20 protein-coding genes are annotated in these 24795 nt (G+C 60.2%); 12 read left to right on the forward strand and 8 right to left on the reverse strand.

What is annotated here, in order from left to right; all coding sequences use genetic code 11:
* Positions 1 to 110 precede the first annotated feature (110 nt).
* Both ACWNZ1_RS04830 and ACWNZ1_RS04835 read left to right on the forward strand, forming a co-directional pair.
* Complete coding sequence (locus ACWNZ1_RS04830) at positions 111 to 1613, forward strand: ATPase domain-containing protein (protein WP_135845264.1); 1503 nt, start codon at positions 111 to 113, stop codon at positions 1611 to 1613.
* Positions 1610 to 3277 (forward strand): response regulator, encoded by a 1668-nt coding sequence (locus tag ACWNZ1_RS04835; RefSeq protein ID WP_256452792.1) that lies wholly within the window; start codon positions 1610 to 1612, stop codon positions 3275 to 3277. The genes ACWNZ1_RS04830 and ACWNZ1_RS04835 overlap by 4 nt, the downstream gene beginning before the upstream one ends.
* A gap of 108 nt (positions 3278 to 3385) precedes the next feature.
* On the opposite strand, the gene ACWNZ1_RS04840 is transcribed toward ACWNZ1_RS04835, so the two are convergent.
* The 5 genes from ACWNZ1_RS04840 to ACWNZ1_RS04860 are packed head-to-tail and all read right to left on the reverse strand — an operon-like array spanning position 3386 to position 9923.
* On the reverse strand, positions 3386 to 3763 hold the full coding sequence (locus tag ACWNZ1_RS04840) for a response regulator (RefSeq protein ID WP_135845262.1): 378 nt from the start codon (positions 3761 to 3763) through the stop codon (positions 3386 to 3388).
* Positions 3756 to 5036: a hybrid sensor histidine kinase/response regulator gene (locus tag ACWNZ1_RS04845; protein WP_256452790.1), complete on the reverse strand. Its 1281-nt coding sequence runs from the start codon at positions 5034 to 5036 to the stop codon at positions 3756 to 3758. The genes ACWNZ1_RS04840 and ACWNZ1_RS04845 overlap by 8 nt, the downstream gene beginning before the upstream one ends.
* Positions 5037 to 5041: 5 nt before the next feature.
* Positions 5042 to 5629, reverse strand: a complete 588-nt coding sequence (locus ACWNZ1_RS04850) for a chemotaxis protein CheB (protein WP_456027456.1) — start codon at positions 5627 to 5629, stop codon at positions 5042 to 5044.
* Complete coding sequence (locus tag ACWNZ1_RS04855) at positions 5626 to 6441, reverse strand: CheR family methyltransferase (RefSeq protein ID WP_135847986.1); 816 nt, start codon at positions 6439 to 6441, stop codon at positions 5626 to 5628. Before ACWNZ1_RS04855 ends, ACWNZ1_RS04850 begins: the two co-directional genes overlap by 4 nt.
* Positions 6441 to 9923, reverse strand: a complete 3483-nt coding sequence (locus ACWNZ1_RS04860) for a response regulator (RefSeq protein WP_456027457.1) — start codon at positions 9921 to 9923, stop codon at positions 6441 to 6443. Before ACWNZ1_RS04860 ends, ACWNZ1_RS04855 begins: the two co-directional genes overlap by 1 nt.
* A 254-nt stretch (positions 9924 to 10177) precedes the next feature.
* Between ACWNZ1_RS04860 and ACWNZ1_RS04865 the strand changes: the two genes are divergently transcribed.
* The 10 genes from ACWNZ1_RS04865 to ACWNZ1_RS04910 all read left to right on the forward strand — a co-directional run bounded on the left by ACWNZ1_RS04865 (position 10178) and on the right by ACWNZ1_RS04910 (position 21628).
* Positions 10178 to 10549 carry a response regulator gene (locus ACWNZ1_RS04865; RefSeq protein ID WP_135845258.1) on the forward strand — a complete coding sequence of 124 codons (372 nt, stop codon included), beginning with the start codon at positions 10178 to 10180 and terminating at the stop codon, positions 10547 to 10549.
* A gap of 91 nt (positions 10550 to 10640) precedes the next feature.
* Positions 10641 to 11933 carry a glycosyltransferase gene (locus ACWNZ1_RS04870; protein WP_456027458.1) on the forward strand — a complete coding sequence of 431 codons (1293 nt, stop codon included), beginning with the start codon at positions 10641 to 10643 and terminating at the stop codon, positions 11931 to 11933.
* A 91-nt stretch (positions 11934 to 12024) separates the two neighbouring features.
* Positions 12025 to 12930: an AraC family transcriptional regulator gene (locus tag ACWNZ1_RS04875; RefSeq protein ID WP_135845256.1), complete on the forward strand. Its 906-nt coding sequence runs from the start codon at positions 12025 to 12027 to the stop codon at positions 12928 to 12930.
* A 262-nt stretch (positions 12931 to 13192) separates the two neighbouring features.
* Positions 13193 to 14503, forward strand: a complete 1311-nt coding sequence (locus tag ACWNZ1_RS04880) for an ABC transporter substrate-binding protein (protein WP_456027459.1) — start codon at positions 13193 to 13195, stop codon at positions 14501 to 14503.
* A gap of 150 nt (positions 14504 to 14653) precedes the next feature.
* The gene (locus tag ACWNZ1_RS04885; protein ID WP_135845254.1) at positions 14654 to 15586 is read left to right on the forward strand and encodes a carbohydrate ABC transporter permease; all 933 of its coding nucleotides are present in this window, start codon (positions 14654 to 14656) and stop codon (positions 15584 to 15586) included.
* A gap of 10 nt (positions 15587 to 15596) precedes the next feature.
* Positions 15597 to 16427, forward strand: coding sequence for a carbohydrate ABC transporter permease (locus ACWNZ1_RS04890; RefSeq protein ID WP_135845253.1), 831 nt, complete (start codon positions 15597 to 15599; stop codon positions 16425 to 16427).
* A 39-nt stretch (positions 16428 to 16466) separates the two neighbouring features.
* Positions 16467 to 17570 carry an ABC transporter ATP-binding protein gene (locus ACWNZ1_RS04895; protein WP_135845252.1) on the forward strand — a complete coding sequence of 368 codons (1104 nt, stop codon included), beginning with the start codon at positions 16467 to 16469 and terminating at the stop codon, positions 17568 to 17570.
* 15 nt (positions 17571 to 17585) lie between these two features.
* Complete coding sequence (locus ACWNZ1_RS04900) at positions 17586 to 19067, forward strand: mannitol dehydrogenase family protein (protein WP_135845251.1); 1482 nt, start codon at positions 17586 to 17588, stop codon at positions 19065 to 19067.
* A gap of 122 nt (positions 19068 to 19189) precedes the next feature.
* Entirely contained in the window at positions 19190 to 20677 is a 1488-nt protein-coding gene (gene xylB / locus ACWNZ1_RS04905) for a xylulokinase (RefSeq protein ID WP_456027460.1), read from the forward strand.
* Between the two features lie 12 nt (positions 20678 to 20689).
* Positions 20690 to 21628, forward strand: coding sequence for a carbohydrate kinase family protein (locus tag ACWNZ1_RS04910; RefSeq protein WP_135845249.1), 939 nt, complete (start codon positions 20690 to 20692; stop codon positions 21626 to 21628).
* Positions 21629 to 21718: 90 nt separating this feature from the next.
* On the opposite strand, the gene ACWNZ1_RS04915 is transcribed toward ACWNZ1_RS04910, so the two are convergent.
* The 3 genes from ACWNZ1_RS04915 to ACWNZ1_RS04925 form a co-directional block, all read right to left on the reverse strand.
* Positions 21719 to 22006, reverse strand: coding sequence for a DUF1652 domain-containing protein (locus tag ACWNZ1_RS04915; protein ID WP_256452786.1), 288 nt, complete (start codon positions 22004 to 22006; stop codon positions 21719 to 21721).
* Positions 22007 to 22385: 379 nt separating this feature from the next.
* Positions 22386 to 23393 (reverse strand): threonine ammonia-lyase, biosynthetic, encoded by a 1008-nt coding sequence (gene ilvA / locus ACWNZ1_RS04920; protein WP_135845247.1) that lies wholly within the window; start codon positions 23391 to 23393, stop codon positions 22386 to 22388.
* Between the two features lie 217 nt (positions 23394 to 23610).
* Positions 23611 to 24759, reverse strand: a complete 1149-nt coding sequence (locus ACWNZ1_RS04925; RefSeq protein WP_256452785.1) for a PQQ-dependent sugar dehydrogenase — start codon at positions 24757 to 24759, stop codon at positions 23611 to 23613.
* Between the last annotated feature and the right edge of the window lie 36 nt (positions 24760 to 24795).

Consider the following 24795-nt stretch of genomic DNA (forward strand, 5'->3'; position numbering starts at 1 on the left):
GCAACAGAAAGCGGAACCGCCATCATCGCAAAAGGTCAAGTGTTCAGGCAGTTCATTCTCAGGCGTACTCCAGCCTGCTGCCCACTTCCCTAGTCATGAGAGGGCTATTTTTGTCTACATCTATTGAGTTGATCAGCGCAAAAGCCGCCACCGGTATTGAAGGGTTGGACGATATCCTTTGCGGTGGCCTGTCCCGCGGCCATGTGTTCCTGCTGGAAGGGGAACCGGGGACCGGCAAGACCACGGTCGCGTTGCAATTCCTGCTGGCCGGCGCCAAAGCCGGTGAACGTTCGTTGTACATCACGCTGTCGGAAACCGAGCGTGAACTGCGCCAGGGCGCGGCATCCCACGGCTGGACCATCGATGAGAACGTTCATATCTTCGAGCTGACCCCGCCCGAAAGCCTGCTCAATGCCGAGCATCAACAAAGCCTGTTGTACTCCTCGGACCTGGAGCTGGGCGAAGCGACCCGCCAGATCTTCGAAGTGGTCGAGCGCGTCAAGCCGACCCGGGTGGTGCTCGACAGCCTGTCGGAGATCCGCCTGCTGGCGCAAAGCTCCCTGCGCTATCGCCGCCAGATCCTGGCGATCAAACACTACTTCGTGCGCTATGACGCTACGGTGTTGCTGCTGGACGACTTGACCACCGAGTCCCTGGACAAGACCGTGCACAGCGTCGCCCACGGGGTGATCCGCCTGGAAGAACTGACCCCCAATTATGGCGCCGAGCGGCGGCGGATCCGGGTGGTGAAATATCGCGGGCAAAAATACCGCGGTGGCTTTCATGATTTCACCATCATGGGCGACGGCATCCATGTTTTTCCGCGCCTGGTGGCAGCCGAACACCGCGGGCAGTACCTGCGCCAACAGCTCTCCAGCGGCCTGGATGGCGTGGACGCCCTGCTCGGTGGCGGTATCGAGACCGGCTCCAGCACGTTGATCCTGGGTCCCGCCGGCACCGGCAAGTCCTTGATTTCGATGATCTTTGCCGCCGCTGCCGTGCAGCGCGGCGAGAAAGCCGCGCTGTTCATCTTCGACGAAGAGTTGGGCCTGCTGTTCGAGCGCATGAAGAACGTAGGCATCGACCTGGAGGCGCTGAGAAGGACCGGAAACCTGGTGATCGAACAGGTGGACGCCGCCGAGCTGTCCCCCGGCGAATTCTCACATCGGGTGCGCAGCTGCGTCGATGAAGGCAACATCAAGACCGTTGTGATCGACAGTATCAACGGCTACCAGGCCGCCATGCCGGAGGAAAACGCCCTGGTGCTGCATGTGCATGAACTGCTGCTCTATCTGAACCGCAGGGGCGCGGCGACCTTCATGACCGTGGCACAACACGGCCTGGTGGGCGACATGCAGGCGCCTGTGGACATTACCTACCTGGCCGACACGGTGATTCTGTTGCGTTATTTCGAGGCGCTGGGCAAGGTCCGCCGCGCGATATCCATCATCAAGAAACGCACCGGCAGCCACGAATCCACCATTCGCGAATACCGCATCAGCCCCCAGGGCATGACTATCGGCGAACCGCTGGAAGCGTTCCAGGGCGTATTGCGCGGGGTGCCAAACTATGTGGGAGCGGATAACCCGCTGCTCAAGGATGACTTACCGTGACGTTGGCCGAGCCCCTGTCGGAGCGGGCATTGATCCTCGCACCGCTGGGACGGGACAGCCAGATCGCCCTGATGATCCTCAACGAAGCCGGCTTTGCCGGCCTCATCTGTCGCCATCTGGGGCACCTGTGCGAAGAACTGGAGCACGGCGCCGGTCTGTTGGTGGTGTCCTCGGAGGCCCTGGTCGGGCCGGACCTCGAAACCCTGCTCCTGCATATCGAACAGCAACCGGCCTGGTCCGACCTGCCCATCGTCCTGTTGACCCACCACGGCGGCCCTGAACAGAACCCGGCAGCCCGCATCGGTGCCCAACTGGGTAACGTGACGTTCCTCGAGCGCCCTTTTCACCCGGTGACCCTGGTGAGCCTGGTGACCACTGCCGTACGCGGTCGCCGAAGGCAGTACGAAGCCCGGGACCGCCTGATCGACCTCAGCAACAGTGAACTGCGCCTGCAAACGATCCTCGAAACCCTCGAGCAGCAGGTGGAGGAACGCACGGCCCAATTGCGACATAACGAAGAGGCCCTGCGCCAGTCGCAGAAAATGGAAGCCGTCGGCCAGCTCACTGGCGGCATCGCCCATGACTTCAACAACATGCTCACCGGAATCATCGGCAGCCTTGAGTTGCTGCGCCGGCGCCTGGCCCGAGGCCGCACCGAGGACCTGGACAGTCTGATCGACCTCGGCGTGACCTCGGCCAACCGCGCCGCCGGCCTGACCCATCGCTTGCTGGCCTTCTCCCGCCGGCAATCGCTGGATTCAAAAGCCGTGCAGATGAACACACTGGTGCTGTCCATGGGGGAGCTGCTGCAACGCAGCCTCAACGAGAGCGTGCGGCTGGACATGCAACTGGACGATCAGCTCTGGATCGCCGAAGCCGACCCCAACCAACTGGAAAGCGCGTTACTTAACCTGGTACTCAACGCCCGTGACGCCATGCCGGACGGCGGAGAGCTGGTGGTTCAGACGTTCAACCGACACTTGGATGCCGGTTTCACCGACGCCTACAGTAACCTGGAGCCCGGCGACTATGTCGTGCTGAGTGTCCGGGACACTGGTTGCGGCATGCCCGAAGCGGTCATCAATCGCGCATTCGACCCATTCTTCACCACCAAGCCCATCGGCCAGGGCACCGGGCTGGGCCTGTCGATGATCTATGGGTTCAGCAAGCAATCGCGTGGCCATGTGACGATCGACAGCGAAGTCGGCAAGGGCACCACGGTCAATCTTTACCTGCCACGCTTCGTCGGTGAAGCGATACAGGAGCCCCCGATCGTCACCCCGAACGCGCCGCATGCGCGGGATGGCGAGACGGTGCTGATCGTCGAGGACGATCCGGCGGTACGGGTGCTGGTCAGTGCCGTGTTGAGCGAACTGGGCTATGCGTTTGTCGAGGCCGCCGACGCCGACGGCGCGATGCCGCTGCTCCAGTCCGACCAACGCATCGATCTGTTGATCAGCGACGTAGGCCTGCCGGGCATGAATGGCCGGCAACTGGCGGAAATCGGCCGGCAGATCCGCCCGGACCTGCGGGTGTTGTTCATCACCGGGTATGCCGAGCATGCAGCGGTCCGTGGCGGCTTCCTGGACCCAGGCATGCAGATGATCACCAAACCGTTCACCTTTGATTTGTTGACGGCCAAGGTGCGGGAAATGATCCTGTAGAGGCTGCCGAAGGCGGCGATCTTTTGATCTTTCGCTTGCGACTCAATTGTCTGGGGCGAGATCGCAGCCTCGTTGCACTCGGCAGCTCCTACAGGGCAGGTGAGATGGTTATGACAGCATGGCCTGCATCATTTCCTGCAACACATCCAGGTCGAACGGTTTTGCCAGGATCGGGGCCGTGCGGGTGATTGAGCTGTCGGTCTCGCGCACTTCCTGCGGATAACCGCTGATGAAAATGACTTTCAGGTCGGGGCGCAACCGGACCGCCGGTTCAGCGATCTGCACACCGGTGATGCCGCCCGGCAGGCGGAAGTCGGTGATCATCATGTCCAGGTGGGGCTTGCTTGCCAGGATCTCGAACGCCTGCTCGCCGTTTTCCGCCTGCAGTATCCGATACCCTTCGCCCGACAGGTAGGCAGACAGCACCATCAGGATCGACGGGTCATCCTCGACGATCAGTACAACGTCTTGCGCATCTTCACTCATGAGAAGCCTTTGTTCGATCAATAGCTGCTGATACGACCTTAGGGTCACCCAGAGGTTGCGTCTGTTCGATGGTTTTGTGCAAGGTGGTTTTCAGCAAAGGCAGGCAAACACGGAATAACGCCCCTTCGTTGATGCGACTATTGACCGTGATTGTCCCCCCATGAGCGCTAACAATCTGCTCGGAGATGAACAGCCCCAACCCCAGGCCGGAGGCAACCGCCTTGGACGACACCCGCTCGAATTGCTGGAAGATACGCTTCTGGTTTTCTTCGCTGATGCCAATGCCGTGGTCCTGGACTTCGACGCAAGCATGGTCCTGCGTCTTGTAGACGCGCACCTCGATCGGGCTTCTACCGCCATAGCGCAAGGCGTTGGTCAGCAGATTCGACACCACCTGTTCGACCCGGAACTCATCCCAGAGCCCCTCCACTTCCGGCTCCGCGGTGCAGATCAATGAGCATTCGGCAGCGGCGATCTGTGGCTGGAAATTGTGCAACAGGTTCTGCACCAGCGCCGTCAGGTTGAAGCGCGAGGGACGGATGGACAACTTACCGGTGCGAATCCGCGAGACGTCCAGCATGTCTTCGATCAAGCGGATCAGGCTCTTGATCTGGCGCTCATCGCGTTCGACCATCGCCCGCACCTTGTCCAGGCTGAAGGCTGCGGCGTTGTCCCGGGCCAAGTGCATCTTGCGCAGTTGCGTCTCGAGGATCAGGCCATTGAGGGGAGTACGAACCTCATGGGCGACGATCGACATGAAGTCATCACGCATCCGCACTGCCTGCTCCAGCTCGCTGCGAGTGGCCTCCAACTGCTGCAACAAAATCTCCTGCTCCCGGCGACTCTGCTCCAGGGCAACAACCTGTTCCTTCATTGCCTTTTTCTGGCGATAGAGCTCGACGAACACATTGACCTTGCTTTTGACCGCGTGGGTGTCCAACGGCTTATGCAGGAAGTCCACCGCGCCGCTTTCATAACCGGTGAAGGCGTAGTTGCGTTCACGACCCGCGGCGCTGACAAAAATGATCGGGATGCTGCGGGTCTTTTCAGTACCGCGCATCAGCTCGGCCAGTTCGAAACCGTTCATTCCCGGCATCTGCACATCAATGATGGCCAGGGCAAACTCATGCTGCAGCAACAGGGACAGCGCTTCGTCAGCCGACAGGGCCGTGAAGACCTCGCGGTCATCGCGCCTGATCAGCGCGTCCAGGGCCAACAGATTCTCCGGCAGATCGTCAACGATCAGCAGCTTGGCTTGAATATCTCTTGGCATGTGGTTCATTCCAGCCCGGCCAGCAACTGGCCGATGTCTTGCAAAGTAAGGATATGGTCGGGCTCATGCAGAGCCAGCGCGGCTTCGGGCATGGTCGAGACGTGTGCTTCGTCAGGATCCTGGACCACCGTGACGCCGCCCAGCTCCCGGACCCTGGCCAGCCCCTTGGCGCCGTCGCTATTGGCACCGGTGAGGACCACCGCCAGCAGGTTCGCCCCGTAGACATCAGCGGCCGACTCGAACAGCACATCAATGGACGGCCGCGAGTGGTGCACCGGGTCCTCCAGGCTCAACGACAAACTGCGGTCGGCCTCGACCGACAAGTGGTAGCCGGGCGATGCCACGTACAAGGTACCCGGCACGACGTCCTGCTTGTCCCGCGCCTCTTCCACCGGCACGGCCAGCCGGTGGCCGAACACACTGGCCAGTTGGCTATCGCGCTCATCCGGCAAATGCAGCACCACCAGGATTGGCACGCCGAACCCCTTGCGCAGGTACCCGAAGACTTTGAGCAGCGCTTCGACGCCGCCAGCGGAGGCGCCAACGACAATGGCCTCGATTCGGGATCTGGATCTGTCCATCATGTAATTCATAACTTGCGATAGATCCGTTCCTGTTTGATCAGCGCGTCGAATCGATGGCCATAAGCCGAAAAATCCAGCGTCTCCTTGCTGCCCAACACCAGGAAACCGCGGTGGCAGAGGGACTCATGAAACAATCCAAACGCACGATCCTGAAGTTTTTTATTGAAATATATCAATACGTTACGACATGAAATTAACTGAGTTTCTGAGAAAACACTATCCGTTGCCAGGCTGTGATCGGCAAAGGTCACGTTCTCACGCAGGGTTTTATCAAACATCGCGTAATCGTAGGCGGCGGTGTAGTAATCGGCAAACGATTGCCGCCCCCCGGCACGCTGGTAGTTTTGGGTGTAGGCCCGTATGTTTTCCAGGGAAAAAATGCCTTGCTTGGCTTTTTCCAGTGAGCGTGGATTGATATCAGTGGCATAGATGAGCGTGCGATCCAGCAGGCCCTCCTCACGCAGTAGAATCGCCATGGAGTAGACCTCCTCGCCTGTGCTGCACCCGGCGATCCAGATCTTGATCGACGGATACGTCCTGAGCAGCGGCACCACTTCCTCGCGGATCGCCAGGAAATGCGCTGGGTCGCGAAACATCTCGCTGACCGGAATCGTCAGCAGTTGCAGCAACTGCATGAACGCGCCCGGGTCATGCAGCACGCGCTCCTGCAGTGCCGAGATGGTCCGGCACTCGAACTGGCGCAGCGCATGGTGGACCCGGCGCTTGATGGACGCACCAGAGTAATCGCGAAAATCGTAGCTGTACTTGAGGTAGATCGCTTCGATCAACAACCGAAGTTCAATATCAGTGTCACGGTCCACTAAATTCTTTCCATATTCGGCAACCACACGCGAATCAGTGAGAACAGACGATCCAGGTCGATCGGCTTGGCCAGGTAATCGTTGGAACCCGCCGCCAGGCAGCGCTCCTGATCATCCTTCATGGCCTTGGCCGTCACGGCAATGATCGGTAACTTGCGCCAGCGCGGATCCTTGCGGATCAACGCGGTGGCTTCAAAACCGTCCATCTCCGGCATCATCACGTCCATCAGCACCAGGTCGATGTCTTCGACTTCATTCAAACGGTCGATCGCCTCAAAGCCGTTACGGCCGATGATCACGATCGCCCCCTTCGCCTCCAGGGCGCTGGTCAGGGCAAAGATGTTGCGCACATCGTCGTCCACCAGCAGCACCTTGCGGCCTTCGAAAACCTTGTCGCGGCTGCGGGCGGTCTTGAGCATCCGCTGCCGTTCATGGGACAACCGGGATTCGACTTTGTGCAAAAAGAGTGTCACCTCGTCCAGCAGACGCTCTGGCGAGCGGGCGCCCTTGATGATGATCGAACGCGAATACTTGCGCAGCTCGGCCTCTTCGTCGCGGGTCAGGTTGCGCCCGGTGTAGACGATCACCGGAGGGAACGAACAGATCTCTTCGGTGGACATGCGCTTGAGCAGGTCATTGCCCAGCATGTCCGGCAGCTTGAGGTCGATGATCATGCAGTCATAGACGTTGGTGCGCAGCAGGTCGAGCGCTTGCTGGGCCAGGCCGACGGCGGTGATTTCGATGTCATCGTCGCCGATCAGGCGGGTAATGCTGTCACGCTGCAAGTCGTCGTCTTCCACCAGCAGCACGCGCTTGACCTTTTGGGTCAATTTGGCCTCCAGGCGGGCGAACACGTCCTTGAGCTCCTCGCGGGTGGTCGGCTTGACCGCATAACCGACAGCGCCCATGTGCATTGCCGCTTCGACGCGATCCTCGACGGAAATGACGTGCACCGGGATATGCCGGGTTTCGGCCTGCTCCTTGAGCCGCTGCAATACCGTCAACCCGGAATGATCCGGCAGGCGCATGTCCAGCAGAATAGCGTCGGGGCTCAGCTTCAAGGCCAGGTCAAAGCCTTCATCGGCGCCGTGGGCCACCAGGCACTGGTAACCGAGCTCATGGGCCAGGTCGAACAGGATCCGGGCAAACTCAGACTCATCTTCGATTACCAGGATGCAGCGGGTGTCGAACGGCGCCTTGTCGCGGTCATCGGCGAAGCGGGCGATGGAGGTGTCCAGCTGGGCGATCGGCGGCGCAGGCGCAGGTTTCTGAGGTGTCGGCGCCAACGTGGTGGCCGTCGGGGTGAATACTCTCGGCTGTGCCGGAGTTGGCCCCGGCTCGACATAGCGTTCAGGCAAGACCAGCGTAAACACACTGCCCTGCCCCGGTTCACTGGTCACCGAGATCGAACCACCCAATAACGTGGCCAGGTCGCGGGAAATCGACAACCCCAGACCGGTGCCGCCGTAACGGCGGTTGGTGGTGCCATCGGCCTGGCGGAACGCCTCAAAGATGCTTTGCTGCTGATCGGCGGCGATACCGATACCCGAGTCGCGCACCATGAACGCGATGCCTGAGCCCGGCTGGCCGGCAACAGACAGGCGCACGGCCCCCTGCTCGGTGAACTTCACGGCGTTGGATAACAGGTTCTTGATTACCTGCTCCAACCGCTGGCGGTCGGTGTACAACATCGCCGGCGCGTCAGCCAGCATCTCCACCTCGAAACCCAGGCCCTTTTCGGCCGCCAGTGGCTTGAACATATCGTGCAACCCTTCCACCAAGCGCGGCACACTGGTGTTTTCCGGGCGCACTTCCAGTTTCCCGGCCTCGACCTTGGAGATATCAAGAATGTCGTTGATCAGATTCAACAGGTCGTTGCCCGCGGAGTAGATCGACTCGGCAAACTTGACCTGCTCTTCGCTGAGGTTTTGCTGCGGGTTCTCCGCCAACAGCTTGGAGAGGATCAGCGAACTGTTGAGCGGTGTCCGCAGTTCATGGGACATGTTGGCCAGGAACTCGGACTTGTACTTGCTCGAACGTTGCAGCTCTTCGGCACGTTCCTGCAATTGGACCTGGGCCAGGTTCAGCTCGCTGTTCTTCTGGTCCATGATGTCGCGCTGCTGCGCCAATTGTTCGTTGGTCTGCTCCAGTTCCAGTTGCTGGGTTTCCAGGTGAACCTGGGATTCCTTGAGGATGCGTGATTGTTCTTCCAGCTCTTCGTTGGCCGTCTTGAGCTCTTCCTGCTGGACTTGCAGCTCTTCGTTCAACTGTTGGGTCTCGGCCAACACCTCCTGCAAGCGTTGACGATAACGCGCTGCTTCAATGGAGGTGCCAATATTGCCAGCCACCAGTTCCAGCAGTTCGATGTCGCGCTCGCTCAGTGGGCGCAGGAAACCCAGTTCGATGACACCGTTGATCCGGTCGTCGTCGCTGGTCGGCACCACCACCACGCTATTGGGCAAGCCCTGGCCCAGTCCCGAGCTGACTTTCAGGTAATCGTTGGGCACATCATCCAGGCGGATCGGACGTCCTTGCTGTACGGCTTGGCCAACAATGCCTTCACCGACGATGATCACCTGATGCTGTTCATCCTCCTCCCGAGACATGCCATAAGTGGCCACGCGCTTGAGCAGGCCGTTCTCCTCCCGCGTATAAAGCGCCGCCACGACAGTACCCATGTACTGCGCACAAAACTGCAGGATATTGCGCCCCAGCAGGTTCAGCGTCAGTTGCCCCAGGACCTGCTCGGCCAGCAGTGTCTGGCCATTGCGCAGCCAAGCCTGTTTCTCCAGGTGCAAGGCGCTCTGCTGCTGGATTTTGAGGCTCGCGCTGTAGTTGCTGGACAGGGTCAGCAGGTCCCGGCGACCGACGTAGGCCAGTAACCCGCTGACGGCGGCAACAAACAGCAGATACAGGGCGATGCTCCAGACGGTGGTGGCGCGCACCTCCTCGTTGCGCCGCGCGCGCAGGTGCTGCTCGGTCTCGACGATGTCTTCGAAGGTCCTGCGAATCTCGTCCGTCAGGCGTTTGCCGCGCCCACCCCTCACTATGCCCCTGTAATCGCCGCTGCTGCGTTGCAGGTCGATCAGGCTCTGGGCGTAATTGGCCCATTCCACCTGAAGCGCTTGTACCTTGTGCAGGCGGTCGGTCTGGATGGGGTTGTCGGCTGTCAATTCCAACAATGTTTCCAGCGCCACGGCAATCCGCGGTTTGGCGACTTCATAGGGCTCGAGGAAATGCTCATCGCCGTTCAGGAGGTAGCCACGCATGCCGGTCTCCAGGTCCACGCTCAGTTTCAGCGCTTCGTTGGCATTATTGATCACCCGGTCGGTATGCCCGACCAATTGAATGACCGACAGCAGATAGGTGATCAACACGATGAAGAACACCGCGCTGAGGGCACCCATGCCCAGCGGCAGGCTGATATTACGGCTCAAAAGCTTGCGAAAACTGTGCTCGTCAACCGAAGACGAAGGAGTCATGGAAAAGGCCTTGGTGGACAGTTGAAAACCATGGATTCTGCCCGAAAAACATCGGTTGGATCCACATTTCTGACGAGACAAAGACGCTAATCCTGCGGCGAACTGCCTTGTAGCCAAGAAGCGACTATCCTTGTCAGCTCTTGTACTATAGATCCTTTCTTGTACAACTCAGGGAACTTGTGCTGCCTTGCCACTTACTCATGCATGAGGCGGTTTTTTTATGCCCTTCCCGACCCCATTTTGAGAATGCCACTATGTCCATCCCCGCTCCCGCCACTCAACCCACCATTCTGGTCGTCGAAGACGACGACATTGTGCGTATGTTGATCGTCGACGTACTGGAAGAGCTGGAATACCAGGTGTTGGAAGCGGACGGTTGTGAACAGGCATTGGCGTTTCTGCGCGACGACGAGCAACCCATCGCCCTGATGATGACGGACGTCGGCCTGCCGATAATGGACGGGCGTGAGTTGGCGAAGCAGGCCTGCCTGGTGCGGCCTGGGCTGGCGATCCTGTTTGCCAGCGGTTATGCCGAAAGCATCGATATACCCGAAGGCATGGCAGTCATCGGCAAGCCCTTCTCCATCGATCAGTTGCGTGACAAGGTCAAAAGCATTCTGGCTTGAGCCCAGGCGGATTCTTGGTCACTATCGGCGCCCCCTGCTTGACTGCGCCTGATTCGCTCCAAGCTGATTCATTCCAAGGAAACGCCCGTCCATGCCTCATCCCTCCGCCACCAAGGTCCTGGTTATCGGCTATGTCTGGCCCGAGCCGCGCTCATCGGCCGCCGGTGGACACGTCATGCAACTGCTGGAGACTTTCCTCGGGCAAGGCTGGGACATCACCTTCAGCAGCCCCGCAAACCCAGGCGAAAACCGCGCCGACCTGATCGCGCTGGGCATCCGCGAAGTGCCGATCGAGCTCAATAGCAGCCGTTTCGATGCGTTCATCCGTGAGTTGGCCCCGGATATCGTGTTGTTCGACCAGTTCATGATGGAAGAACAATTCGGCTGGCGCGTCGAGAAAAACTGCCCGCACGCCCTGCGCGTGCTGGAGACTTCCGACCTGCAGAGCCTACGCCACGCCCGTCATCAGCGCCTGAAGGATCGCTTGAAGGTCGATGACGTTTCCCAGGATTTCAGCGACGTTTTTGCCCCGGCCCTGCATGAAGAGTTCGCACTGATGGCCGGCACCGACCTGGCCCAGCGGGAAATCGCCGCCCTGTACCGCTGCGACCTCAACCTGATGGTGTCCGAGGTTGAAATCGAACTGCTGGTGGAACACTTCAAACTGCCCCGCAGCCTGCTGCTCTGGTGCCCGTTGATGCTCGACCTGCCGAGTGAACCACTCGTGCCGTTCGAAGAGCGGGCGCACTTCTTGAGCATCGGCAACTTCCGCCATGCGCCGAACTGGGACGCGGTGCTCTGGATGAAAAACGCCATCTGGCCGCTGATCCGCCAACAACTGCCCGGTGCGCAACTGCATCTATACGGCGCCTACACCCCGCCCAAGGCTGCCGCGTTGCACAACCCGGCCCAGGGTTTCCACATCATGAACTGGGCCGAAGACGCCTTGCAGGTGATGTCGGCGGCACGGGTCTGCCTGGCACCCTTGCGTTTTGGCGCCGGCATCAAGGGCAAACTGATCGAAGCCATGCTCTGCGGCACGCCCAACGTCACCACGCCCATCGGCGCCGAAGCCATGTACGGCGAACTGCCCTGGCCCGGGTCGATTGCCCAAAGCGCCGAAGACATCGCCCGCGCCGCCGTGCAGTTGTACTGCGACCCGGTGCGCTGGACCGAGGCCCAGGATGCCGGCCTGGCCTTGCTGGCGAACCGTTACCAGCGTCAGGTACACGGCCCGACGCTGATTGAAAGCATCACGGCCTGCCGGGCCGAGCTTGCGCAACGACGCCGGGACAATTTCACCGGCAGCATGCTGCGTCACCACCAGCACAAGAGCACCCAATACATGTCCCAGTGGATCGAAGAAAAGAACCGCAACGCCTAGGGGCGTAAGTGCCACCTCCCCAATCAGGGTGGCACCTGTGCGGCGATGGGGGCATTATTCAGCGGCGATAACAACAAAAGACGTCAGGCACATGACCCGAACAGCGCGAATCACCGATCCTTCCTACGAGTTGATGGACGACCATAACGGGCTGTCCATCATCTACCGTCAGCACGGTTTCCCCTGCCCACTGGTGCGTTGGCATTTCCACAAGGAATACGAGCTGCACCTGATCGTCGCCAGTTCCGGCAAGGTGTTCATTGGCGATTACATCGGCAACTTCTATCCGCAGTCGCTGTTTCTCACCGGCCCCAACCTGCCCCACAACTGGATCAGCCAGGTGGCCGAAGACGAAGTGGTGCCCAAGCGCGACATGCTGGTGAATTTCACCGACGAATTGTTCGAAAGCGGCCATCAAGTGTTTGCCGAGCTCAAGACCGTCGCGCCGCTGCTTGAACGCGCCCAGTACGGTATCGAATTTCGCTGCAAGCGCACCATCCGCCAGGCCATGATCCTGATGCAGCGCATCGCCGACTCCCGGGGCATGAGCCGCCTGGGGCATTTTTTCATTCTGATGGAGCTGCTGGCCGCCACGGATGACTATCAACTGCTCTCCGGCGCCACGGCCCCGCAAACGGCGGACGAACACAGCATCGACCGCACCAACCGGGCGGTGGATTACATTTTCGCCCATTACGCCCGGGAACTGTCCCTGGAAGAAGTCGCCGAGCACCTGGGCATGAAACCCACCTACTTCAGCCGGGTGTTCAAACAGGCCACCGGGCGGTGTTTCATCGAATTCGTCAATCGGCTGCGCATCAGCAAATCCTGCGAATTGCTGGCCGATGGCGATAAACCGGTGACGGACGTGTGCTTTGAATCCGGTTTCAACAACATCTCCAACTTCAACCGGCGTTTCCAGCAGCTCAAGGGCATGACCCCTTCCCACTACCGGCGGCTGGCGGTACAGCGCTTGACCGAGCAGAACCAGGGCTGACACGCTCGAATGATCCTGTGGCGGGATTTATGTGGGAGCAAAGCTTGCTCCCACAAAGCGGAGATAAATCCCCTCGCCACGGGGTTCTTTGTTTGGCCTGAATCTTCATCAGTGCAAAAAAGTATCAGCATAAGTGCGACGGATGATTTGTCACGCCGTCCATAGAGGGCTGTAATCAGCGCACATTCTTCCCTTCATTCGGAAGACACAAAAACAATAACTGTCCTTCTGCAGCCTTCCGGGCGCGGAAAAGGAGTGCGCGATGAAACCTTCGGTAAAAGCTCTGCTTGTCTCCACCTGCATGACCCTCAGCAGCGTCAGTTTCGGCGCACAGACCCTCACCATTGCCACCGTCAACAATAGCGACATGATCCGCATGCAAAAGCTCTCGAAAACCTTCGAGGCCGAGCACCCGGATATCAAGCTGAACTGGGTGGTGCTCGAAGAAAACGTGCTGCGCCAGCGCCTGACCACCGACATCGCCACCCAGGGCGGCCAGTTCGACGTGCTGACCATTGGCATGTACGAAGCCGCACTCTGGGGCGCCAAGGGCTGGCTGGAGCCGATGAAGGATCTGCCGGCCAGTTACGCCCTCGACGATATATTCCCATCGGTACGCGAAGGTCTGTCAGTCAAAGGCACGCTCTACGCCCTGCCGTTCTATGCCGAAAGTTCGATCACGTATTACCGCACCGACCTGTTCAAGAATGCCGGGCTGACCATGCCCGAACACCCGACCTGGACCCAGATCGGTGAGTTCGCAGAAAAACTCACCGACAAGAGCAAGGAACAATATGGCCTGTGCCTGCGGGGCAAAGCCGGTTGGGGCGAGAACATGGCGCTCATCACCACCCTGGCCAACGGTTATGGCGCGCGCTGGTTCGATGAGAAGTGGCAGCCGCAATTCAATGGGCCCGAGTGGAAAGACGCACTCAACTTCTACGTCGACAACATGAAGAAATCCGGCCCGCCGGGTGCTTCCAGCAACGGTTTCAACGAAAACCTGGCGCTGTTCAACAGCGGCAAATGCGCGATCTGGGTCGATGCCAGCGTCGCCGGTTCGTTCGTCACCGACAAGACCCAGAGCAAGGTGGCCGATCACGTTGGATTCACCTTCGCCCCCCACGAAAAAACCGACAAAGGCACCTCGTGGATGTACTCCTGGTCGCTGGCCATCCCCACCAGTTCCAAAGCCAAGGACGCCGCCACGGTCTTTACCACGTGGGCGACTTCCAAGGAGTACGGCCAATTGGTCGCCAAGACCGACGGCATTGCCAACGTACCGCCAGGAACACGCACCTCGACCTACAGCGACGACTACATAAAGGCCGCGCCGTTTGCCAAGGTGACCCTGGAATCGTTGAAAGTCGCCGACCCGAAAGCGCCAACCCTCAAACCTGTGCCCTACATCGGCATCCAGTTGGTGACCATTCCCGAGTTCCAGGCCATCGGCACCCAGGTAGGCAAATTCTTTGCGGGCGCGCTGACCGGCCAGCAGACCGTGGACCAGGCGTTGACCGCCGCGCAGTCCACCACCGAACGCGAGATGAAACGCGCTGGGTATCCCAAGTAACCCGCGCCGCCGCTCTTCCTTTTGTGGGAGCGGGCTTGCTCGCGAAAGCGATCTGTCAGTCACATTGATGTTGGATGTGCTGCTCTATTCGCGAGCAAGCCCGTTCCCACAGGGGATTTTCGTAGGCCTGCACAAAATCGGTTCAATGCCATGAATAGTTCAACGACAACCGCCAAAGCACCCATCGAGATCGCCCCACCGGCGCGCAAGCTCCGCCTGGCCAACCCCGGCTGGTTCCTGGTCAGCCCTTCGGTCGCCTTATTGCTGCTGTGGATGATCGTGCCGCTGGGCATGACCGTCTATTTCTCGCTGATCCGCTACAACCTGCTCTATCCCGGCGAAAACGAATTCGTGGGACTGGAGAATTTCACTTATTTCCTCACCGATTCGGGTTTCATGCCCGGCGCCACCAACACCCTGTTGCTGGTGGGCAGCGTGTTGCTGATCAGTATCGTGCTCGGGGTGTTGATCAGCGCGCTGCTGGAGGCCAGTGAGTTTTTCGGTCGCGGCATCGTACGTGTACTGTTGATCTCGCCCTTCTTCATCATGCCCACCGTGGGCGCGCTGATCTGGAAGAACCTGATTTTCCACCCGGTCTCGGGGATCCTCGCCTCGGTGTGGAAACTGTTCGGCGCGCAACCGGTGGACTGGCTGGCCCATTACCCGCTGCTGTCGATCATCATCATTGTGTCCTGGCAATGGTTGCCCTTCGCGATCCTGATCCTGATGACCGCCATGCAGTCCCTCGACCAGGAGCAGAAAGAAGCCGCGCGCCTGGATGGCGCCGGTCCCATCGCGATTTTCTGGCACCTGACCTTGCCGCACCTGGCCCGCCCGATTGCCGTGGTACTGATGATCGAGACGATTTTCCTGCTGTCGGTGTTCGCCGAGATTTTCACCACCACCAACGGTGGCCCTGGCTACGCCTCGACCAACCTCGCCTACCTGATCTACAACCAGGCGCTGGTGCAGTTCGACGTCGGCATGGCGTCGGCCGGTGGCCTGATTGCCGTGGTCATCGCCAACATCGCCGCCATCATCCTTGTCCGGATGATCGGCAAAAACCTCACCGACAAGCACTGAGGCCGCCGCCATGACTCTTCAACAATCCCGCCGGCTGCAAAGCCTGCTGCTGGGCACACTGGCCTGGGCCATCGCGATCCTGATTTTCTTCCCGATCTTCTGGATGGTGCTGACCAGTTTCAAGACCGAAATCGATGCCTTCGCCACACCACCGCAATTCATCTTCACCCCGACGCTGGAAAACTACCTGCACATCAACGAGCGCAGCGACTACTTCAGTTTTGCCTGGAACTCGGTGGTGATTTCCTTCAGTGCCACCGCCCTGTGCCTGCTGATCGCGGTGCCGGCGGCCTACTCCATGGCGTTCTACGAAACCCAGCGCACCAAAGGCACGCTGCTGTGGATGCTCTCCACCAAGATGCTGCCACCGGTAGGCGTGCTGATGCCGATCTACCTGCTGGCCAAGAGTTTTGGCCTGTTGGACACCCGGATAGCGCTGATCATCATCTACACGTTGATCAACCTGCCGATTGTGGTCTGGATGATTTACACCTACTTCAAGGACATTCCCCGCGACATCCTCGAAGCCGCGCGTCTGGATGGCGCCACGCTGTGGCAGGAAATGGTCCGCGTGCTGCTGCCGATTGCCAAGGGCGGCCTGGCGTCCACCGTGCTGCTGTCGCTGATCCTGTGCTGGAACGAGGCCTTCTGGTCACTGAACCTCACATCGTCCAAAGCCGCGCCACTGACGGCATTGATCGCCTCTTACTCAAGCCCCGAAGGTCTGTTCTGGGCCAAATTGTCGGCCGTCTCGACCCTGGCCTGCGCGCCGATCCTGATTTTTGGCTGGATCAGCCAGAAACAGCTGGTGCGCGGTTTGTCCTTTGGCGCCGTGAAATAACGCGCTCTACACACTACTCAGAAGTGGAGGCCCATCATCATGGCCAACCTGAAAATCAAGAACCTGCAAAAAGGCTTCGAAGGCTTTTCCATCATCAAAGGCATCGACCTGGAAGTGAACGACAAGGAATTCGTGGTTTTCGTCGGCCCGTCGGGCTGTGGCAAATCCACGCTGCTGCGGCTGATTGCCGGCCTGGAAGAAGTCAGCGACGGCACCATCGAACTGGACGGCCGGGACATCACCGAAGTCAGCCCGGCCAAACGCGACCTGGCGATGGTGTTCCAGACCTACGCCCTGTACCCGCACATGAGCGTGCGCAAGAACATGTCCTTCGCCCTGGACCTGGCCGGCGTGCCCAAGGCCGAGGTCGAGAAGAAGGTCAACGAAGCGGCACGCATCCTCGAACTGGGGCCAATGCTCGAGCGTAAGCCCAAGCAACTGTCTGGCGGCCAGCGCCAGCGTGTGGCAATTGGCCGGGCCATCGTGCGCAACCCGAAAATCTTCCTGTTCGACGAACCCTTGTCCAACCTTGACGCCGCCCTTCGCGTACAGATGCGCCTGGAACTGGCCCGGCTGCACAAGGAGTTGCAAGCGACCATGATCTACGTGACCCACGACCAGGTCGAAGCCATGACCCTGGCCGACAAGGTGGTGGTGCTCAATGGCGGGCGCATCGAGCAGGTCGGCTCGCCGCTGGAGCTGTATCACCAACCGGCCAATCTGTTTGTCGCCGGGTTCCTCGGCACGCCGAAAATGGGCTTCCTCAAAGGCAAGGTTACGCGCCTGGACAGCCAGGGTTGTGAAGTCCTGTTGGACGCCGGAACCCGTATCAGCTTGCCGTTGAGCGGGGCCAACTTGAGCGTCGGCGGCGCGGTGACCCTGGGGATTCGTCCGGAGCACCTGAACCTGGCACAACCGGGCGATTGCACGTTGCAAGTCACCGCCGATGTCAGCGAACGCCTGGGCAGCGACACCTTCTGCCACGTCGTGACCGCGTCCGGCGAAGCCTTGACCATGCGCGTTCGCGGAGACCTGGCGAGCCAATTCGGCGAGCAACTGAGCCTGCACCTGGACGCCGAGCACTGCCACCTATTCGATGCCGAAGGCGTAGCGGTCACCCGTGCGCTACGCGCCGCCGCCTGATTGCCGAGACTTGTGATGAAACTCAACCGACAGAACCTGCACCACCTCAAGCCTGAGATCGCCCTGCCCGCCTACTCCTTGAGCGAGATTCGCCAGGGTATTGCCCACATTGGGGTCGGCGGTTTCCACCGCGCTCACCAGGCGTACTACACCGATGCGCTGATGAACACCGGCGCTGACTTGGATTGGGCCATCTGCGGCGTCGGCTTGCGCGCTGAAGACCGCCGTGCCCGGGACGACCTGGCCGGCCAGGACTACCTCTTCACGCTGTATGAATTGGGCGATACCGACGACACCGAAGTCCGGGTAATCGGCGCCATCGCCGACATGCTGCTGGCCGAAGACGGCGCCCAGGCGCTGATCGACAAACTCGCCGATCCGCACATCCGCATTGTCTCGCTGACCATCACCGAAGGCGGCTACTGCATCGACGACAGCAACGGCGAGTTCATGGCCCACCTGCCGCAGATCCAGCACGACCTGGCCCATCCCGACGATCCAAAAACAGTATTTGGCTTCCTTTGCGCCGCCCTGGCCAAGCGCCGCGCCGCCGGCACCCCGGCGTTTACCCTGATGTCCTGCGATAACCTGCCCCACAACGGCGCCGTAACCCGCAAGGCATTACTGGCGTTCGCCGCGTTGCGCGATGCTGAACTGGGGCATTGGATCGACCACAACGTCAGCTTTCCCAACGCCATGGTCGACCGCATCACGCCGATGACCAGTGTCGCCCATCGCCTGCAACTGCATGACGAACACGGCATTGACGACGCCTGGCCAGTGGTCTGCGAACCCTTCGTGCAATGGGTGCTGGAAGACAAATTCGTCAACGGACGCCCGGCCTGGGAAAAGGTCGGTGTGCAGTTCACCGATGACGTTTCACCCTACGAAGAGATGAAGATCAAGCTGCTCAACGGCAGTCACCTGGCGCTGACGTATCTGGGATTCCTCAAGGGCTATCGTTTCGTCCACGAGACCATGAACGACCCACTGTTCGTGCGCTATATGCGCGCCTACATGGACCTGGATGTAACGCCGCAACTGGCGCCGGTACCCGGCATCGACCTGACCGACTACAAGAACACCCTGGTGGCGCGTTTCTCCAACCAGGCCATCGCCGACCAGTTGGAACGGGTGTGTTCGGACGGTTCGTCGAAATTTCCGAAATTCACCGTGCCGACGATCAACCGCTTGATTGCCGACGGTGGCCAAACCCGCCGCGCGGCGCTGGTGGTGGCGGCCTGGGCCGTGTACCTCAAAGGCGTGGACGAGAATGGTCTGACCTATTCGATCCCGGACCCACGGGCGGCGTTCTGCCAGGCGCTGGTGGCTGACGATGCGCTGGTGACCCAGCGGTTGCTCGAAGTGGAAGAAATCTTTGGCACCGCCATCCCCCGTTCGCCAGAGTTCGTGGCAGCATTCGAATGGTGCTGCAACAGCTTGCGCGAGCACGGCGTTACACGGACGCTTGAGCGGGTGTTGGCTGACTCGGACTGAACTGCGGTCTGCCGTTGTGGCGAGGGAGCAAGCTCCCTCGCCACGGGTTTTGTGTTTGCCTGAGCATTGTTTGACCGAGCGGCTATTTCTTGCGGATATTGATCTGACGACCAAGGATTTTTATGGCAAACCAACAACTGTTCCTAGGCATCGACTGCGGCACCCAAGGCACCAAGGCGCTTGTCCTGGACACCACCACCGGTCAAGTCCTGGGCCAGGGTGCCGCGGCCCACAGCATGATCAGCGGCCCCAACGGATGCCGTGAACAAGACACCCAGCAATGGCTGGACGCGTTCACCCAGGCGACCCATCAGGCGCTGGCCGCCGCTGGGGTCGATGGCCAGGCCATCCTCGGCATTGGCGTCTCCGGCCAGCAGCACGGCCTGGTCTTGCTCGATGAGCAAGGCCAGGTCCTGCGCCCGGCCAAACTGTGGTGCGACACCGAAACCACCGCTGAAAACGATCGACTCCTGGCGCACCTGGGTGGAGAAAACGCTTCCCTGGAACGCCTCGGTGTAGTCATCGCCCCCGGTTACACGGTATCCAAGCTGTTGTGGACCCGCGAACAGCATCCTGAGGTTTTCGCCCGCATCAACAGCATCCTGCTGCCCCACGACTTCCTGAATCATTGGCTGACCGGCCGCCATTGCAGCGAATATGGCGACGCCTCGGGCACCGGTTATTTCAACGTTCGCACCCGCCAATGGGATGTAGCGTTGCTGCAGCACATCGACCCGAGCGGGCGCTTGCAAGCGGCGTTGCCGGAACTGATCGAGGCCCATCAGCCGGTCGGCCGGATTCTCCCGGCCATCGCCGCGCACCTGGGCATCAACCCGGATGCGGTGGTGGCAAGCGGTGGCGGCGACAACATGATGGGCGCCATCGGCACCGGTAACATCCAGCCCGGCGTGATCACCATGAGCCTCGGCTCCTCCGGCACGGTCTACGCCTATGCCGCAGAACCTGCGGTCAGCCCAGAGGCTTCGGTGGCGACCTTCTGCTCTTCCAGCGGTGGCTGGCTGCCGCTGATCTGCACCATGAACCTGACCAATGCCACCGGGGCGATATGCGAGTTGCTGGAGCTGGACATCGCCGCCTTCAACGCCCTGGTGGCCCAGGCCCCGATTGGCGCCGAGGGCGTGTGCATGCTGCCGTTTCTCAACGGCGAGCGCGTTCCCGCCCTGCCCCATGCCACCGGCAGCCTGCTGGGCCTGACGACCACCAACCTGACGCGGGCCAATCTGTGCCGCGCCGTGGTCGAAGGCACGACCTTCGGCTTGCGCTACGGCCTGGACCTGCTGCGGGCCAACGGGCTTGAGGCCCTGAGTATCCGCCTGATCGGCGGCGGCTCGAAGAGCCCGGTGTGGCGGCAGATCGTCGCCGACATCATGAATACCACGGTCATCTGCACCCAACAGAGCGAGGCCGCTGCCCTGGGCGCGGCGATTCAGGCAGCATGGTGCCATTCAGGCACGCAAGAACACCTGGCCGAACTGTGCGAGCGCTGCGTCAAGCTTGACCTGGGCAGTGAAACCCGGCCCATCGCCGAGCACGTCGCGGCCTCCCAACAAGCGTATGAACAGTATCGACAACACGTCGCAACCCTTTGAGAGCGGGAAACTATGTATTTGGTGTGTGGTGAAGCGCTATTTGATTTTTTCAGTGAAACCGAGACGGGTGGTCCGGCCTCGCAAGTGAACTTCAAGGCCATTGCCGGCGGTTCGCCGTTCAATGTGGCGGTAGGGTTGCGGCGCCTGGGCGTCGAGTCCGCACTGTTTGCCGGGTTATCCACCGACTACCTTGGCCGACGCTTGCAGCAAGTGCTGCTCAACGAAGGTGTCAGCGCCCGATACCTCATGGACTTTGACGCACCGACGACCCTCGCGATGGTCGCCGTCGGCGCCAACGGCTCGCCCCACTACAGCTTTCGCGGCGAAGGCTGCGCGGACCGGCAATTGAGCCAGGCTCACCTGCCGACGTTGGGCCCGGAGGTGCGCGGCTTGCATTTCGGCTCGTTCTCCCTGGTGGTCCAGCCGATTGCCGACACCCTGCTGGCCCTGGTGCAGCGCGAGAGCGGCAAGCGTCTGATCAGCCTCGATCCGAACGTGCGCCTCAACCCGCAGCCAGATATCGAACTGTGGCGCTCGCGGATCGCAACACTGGTGCAATATGCCGACCTGATCAAGGTGAGCGACGAAGACCTGAGCCTGCTCTACCCCGAGCTTGAACCGCAAGCAGTGATTGATGGCTGGCTGCAGCACCGTTGCCAACTGGTGTTCCTGACCCGCGGTGGCCAGGGCGCCACGGTGTTCAGTCGCCGCCACGGCACATGGACGATGCCCGCCTGCTCGGTAAAGATCGCCGACACTGTGGGCGCGGGCGACACCTTCCAGGCCGCATTGATTACCTGGCTCACCGAACAGCAATTGGATTCGGTCGAAGGCCTGAACACCCTGACCCGCGATCAGATCAGCGCCATGCTCGATTTCGCGATACGCGCCGCAGCGCTGACCTGCGCAAAGACCGGGCCAGACCTGCCTTACCGGCAACAATTGAGCTGAGGGCTCCAGCCCGCGAATTGCGAACAAAACAACGCCCGGCTCGGACAATGGCCGGGCCAGGCGTTGATGTGATTGAACGGAGCGCGTGGTTTAACGCCCGGTCATCCGATGTAAATGATGAAAATGATTGCCGACGGGATTGTGGTGCTGGTTGTGGTCAAGTTCGGTGCGCAGTTCGGCAATCAGGTCGTTGATTGCACGGCAACCTGTGAGTTTCTGAGCATCGATGCCCGTTTTGACCAGGGCCACGCGGTCGGTTTCATGATCGTCGTAGATTTTGATGGTCATCGACAAATCGGGTGACAAGGTGCATTGCGAGCGCTTGGGCAACAAGCTGCTTTCAATGATATTTCGCATTTCGAGGGCAGATAAAAACATGGCAACTCTCTCCTGTTGAGGCGGCCAATTCATGTACACAACGGCGGCATTCTTTTCGTCCGTTTCTTCCATGCGGACTGGGACTGCGAATACCGTGTCGTTCGTTTTTGGCGTTTCTAATAAATGAGCCCCATTAAGCGAACTCCTGAATCATCCCGCAAATAACATGCCTGAACTCACGACGCCCTGGCTTGACTCAAATCAAATACTTAGCTTCGCCTGGCGCCGGACCGGTCGTGCAGAATGCAAGGTAACGGTAAAAAAACCATGCAAGCTGCAATCGCTTTTCTCCTGTCGAAAGCTAGAGTAGACCCTATTGCAGCAGGGGGAGCGGGCATCCGTCGCCTCGTTCAAAAAAAGTGTGACAGGCAGTAAAAACTCAAATCACGCCCTCCGCCGCACGCTCGGCCACATAACGCAAACTGTCGAAGTTGATATTGGCCCCGGAATCGATCGCCACCAGGGTTTGACCTCGGGCCCCGGTTCGGGCCACGTACTGCTTGATGCCAGCCACCGCGAGGGCGCCGGAGGGTTCGGTGATTGAGCGGGTGTCGTCATAGATGTCCTTGATCGCCGCGCAAAGTTGGTCGTTGCTGACGGTCATGACCTCATCGACGCAGAAACGGCAGATTTCGAAGCCATGGGCGCCGATCTGCGCCACGGCCACACCATCGGCGAAGGTTCCGACACTTGGCAGCGTCACCCGCTCCCCGGCCACCAACGCCGCCTGCAAACAGGCGGAGTGTTGCGATTCGACACCAATGATGCGCACTTCCGGTCGCAGGTATTTGACATACGCCGCAATTCCGGCGATCAGCCCACCGCCGCCGACCGGGACAAAAATCGCATCCAGCCGGCCTGGGTGCTGGCGCAGGATTTCCATGGCAACGGTGCCCTGCCCCGCGATCACATCCGGATCATCGAAAGGCGACACGAATTCCCGTCCGGTCTGCCGGGCCAGGTCCAGCGCGTACTCCAGGGCATACGGAAAACTCTCCCCGTGCAGCAACGCTTCGGCGCCCCGGTTGCGTACGCCGAGCACCTTCAATTGCGGGCTGGTCAAGGGCATGACGATCGTGGCCGAGATCCCCAACTCCCGCGCCGCCAGCGCCACGCCCTGGGCATGATTGCCAGCCGAGGCGGTGATGACGCCACGAGCCCGCTGTTCGGGGGTCAATTGGACCAGTCTGTTGTAGGCGCCGCGGATCTTGAAGGAAAAAGTCGGCTGCAAATCTTCGCGCTTGAGCAGGATCAGGTTGCCCAAGGCTTCGGACAACGCAGGGGCCGCTTGCAGTGGCGTGCGCACGGCCAATTCGTAGACCGGCGCGGCGAGGATTTTTTTGACGTAGTGTTCCAGCAGGGCTTGGTCGGTGGGGGTTGCGGTCATGGCGGTCTCCTGGTTGGGGCAGAACCCTGGAGACAGAAAGAAAAAACCCGCCTCTAGGGCGGGTTGGGTGCAGTCGTCAGCTAGCCCGCCAAATAAGGAATGGCGGTAATAATGCTTGGCTGGCTGCGCAGTACGGTGGAAGTCATGGTTGGAAGTTAGCTGGGAGATGGGGGCCAAGTCAATCCAAAATACCCAGCTGGCCTAGTTCCGCCACAAGTTACTTCAGGCCAACTTTATACAACGACCCATCGCCTTCATCCGTCAGCACATACAGGTAACCATCCGGCCCTTGGCGAACGTCACGGATACGTTCATCGAGTTCACCGAGCAAACGCTCTTCGTGTACGACCTTATCATCCTTGAATTGCAGGCGGATCAGGTTCTTGGAAACCAGCGCACCGATGAACACGTTGTGTTGCCAGGCCTTGAAGCGATCGTTGTCGTAGAACGCCATGCCGCTGAGCCCCGGTGAGACCTGCCATACATGGTAAGGGCCGAGGGTGCCGTCGACCGTTTTACCCTGGGCTTCGGGAATCGGGGCACCGGAGTAGTTGTCGCCGTGAGTCGCCAGCGGCCAGCCGTAATTCTTGCCGCGCTCGATGATGTTCAGCTCATCGCCCCCCTTGGGCCCGTGTTCGTTCTCCCACAACGTACCGTTGCGGGGGTTGAGGGCGGCACCCTGAGGATTGCGAATGCCGTACGCCCAGATCTCGGGTCTTACGTTTTCCTGGCCGACAAACGGGTTATCCTCCGGCACCTTGCCGTCGGGGTAGAGGCGCACGATCTTGCCTTGCAATTTGTCCAGGTCCTGGGCCGTCGGACGGTCGTTGTTTTCCCCCAGGGTAATGAACAGGTAACCCTCGCGGTCGAACACCAGGCGCGAGCCAAAGTGGTTGCCCGTGGACAGTTTGGGTTGCTGACGGAAGATCACGTCGAAGCCGTTCAGCGTCTTCAAGTCTTGCGACAACTGCCCACGGCCCACAGCAGTGCCGGCCTTGCCGTCTTCACCGGCCTCGGCATAGGACAGGTAAACGGTGCGGTCCTGTTTGAAATCCGGTGACAGCGCCACATCCAGCAAGCCGCCCTGGCCCCTGGCCCAGACCTTGGGGACGCCACTCAACGGCGCCGACAACTGGCCCTCGGGGCTCACCAGACGCAGGTTGCCGGATCGCTCCGTGACCAGCATGCCTTGCTGATCCGGCAGGAACGCCACCGCCCAAGGGTGCTCCAGGCCCTTGACCACCGTGGTCACCTCCAGGGTGCCCTCCTCGCTTTTCACTTGCTGGGTTTGCACGGCAGAGGCCGGAGTAGCAAAGCTCAGAACAACGCTGGCGCCGAGTGTGGCCAAGAGTGTTTTACGCAACATGCACACATCCTTCTGTGGAGTGGAAAGAAACAGCCA

Source organism: Pseudomonas sp. CFBP 5748, assembly GCF_053850495.1.

Excerpts from the sequence above, each read along its gene's own strand:
- ACWNZ1_RS04840 (WP_135845262.1), bottom strand. The coding sequence starts at position 3,763 with ATGAGTGAAGATGCGCAAGACGTTGTACTGATCGTCGAGGATGACCCG.
- ACWNZ1_RS04845 (WP_256452790.1), bottom strand. The coding sequence starts at position 5,036 with ATGCCAAGAGATATTCAAGCCAAGCTGCTGATCGTTGACGATCTGCCG.
- ACWNZ1_RS04850 (WP_456027456.1), bottom strand. The coding sequence starts at position 5,629 with ATGAATTACATGATGGACAGATCCAGATCCCGAATCGAGGCCATTGTC.
- ACWNZ1_RS04860 (WP_456027457.1), bottom strand. The coding sequence starts at position 9,923 with ATGACTCCTTCGTCTTCGGTTGACGAGCACAGTTTTCGCAAGCTTTTG.
- ACWNZ1_RS04865 (WP_135845258.1), top strand. The coding sequence starts at position 10,178 with ATGTCCATCCCCGCTCCCGCCACTCAACCCACCATTCTGGTCGTCGAA.
- ACWNZ1_RS04870 (WP_456027458.1), top strand. The coding sequence starts at position 10,641 with ATGCCTCATCCCTCCGCCACCAAGGTCCTGGTTATCGGCTATGTCTGG.
- ACWNZ1_RS04875 (WP_135845256.1), top strand. The coding sequence starts at position 12,025 with ATGACCCGAACAGCGCGAATCACCGATCCTTCCTACGAGTTGATGGAC.
- ACWNZ1_RS04880 (WP_456027459.1), top strand. The coding sequence starts at position 13,193 with ATGAAACCTTCGGTAAAAGCTCTGCTTGTCTCCACCTGCATGACCCTC.
- ACWNZ1_RS04885 (WP_135845254.1), top strand. The coding sequence starts at position 14,654 with ATGAATAGTTCAACGACAACCGCCAAAGCACCCATCGAGATCGCCCCA.
- ACWNZ1_RS04890 (WP_135845253.1), top strand. The coding sequence starts at position 15,597 with ATGACTCTTCAACAATCCCGCCGGCTGCAAAGCCTGCTGCTGGGCACA.
- ACWNZ1_RS04895 (WP_135845252.1), top strand. The coding sequence starts at position 16,467 with ATGGCCAACCTGAAAATCAAGAACCTGCAAAAAGGCTTCGAAGGCTTT.
- ACWNZ1_RS04900 (WP_135845251.1), top strand. The coding sequence starts at position 17,586 with ATGAAACTCAACCGACAGAACCTGCACCACCTCAAGCCTGAGATCGCC.
- xylB (WP_456027460.1), top strand. The coding sequence starts at position 19,190 with ATGGCAAACCAACAACTGTTCCTAGGCATCGACTGCGGCACCCAAGGC.
- ACWNZ1_RS04910 (WP_135845249.1), top strand. The coding sequence starts at position 20,690 with ATGTATTTGGTGTGTGGTGAAGCGCTATTTGATTTTTTCAGTGAAACC.
- ACWNZ1_RS04915 (WP_256452786.1), bottom strand. The coding sequence starts at position 22,006 with ATGTTTTTATCTGCCCTCGAAATGCGAAATATCATTGAAAGCAGCTTG.
- ilvA (WP_135845247.1), bottom strand. The coding sequence starts at position 23,393 with ATGACCGCAACCCCCACCGACCAAGCCCTGCTGGAACACTACGTCAAA.
- ACWNZ1_RS04925 (WP_256452785.1), bottom strand. The coding sequence starts at position 24,759 with ATGTTGCGTAAAACACTCTTGGCCACACTCGGCGCCAGCGTTGTTCTG.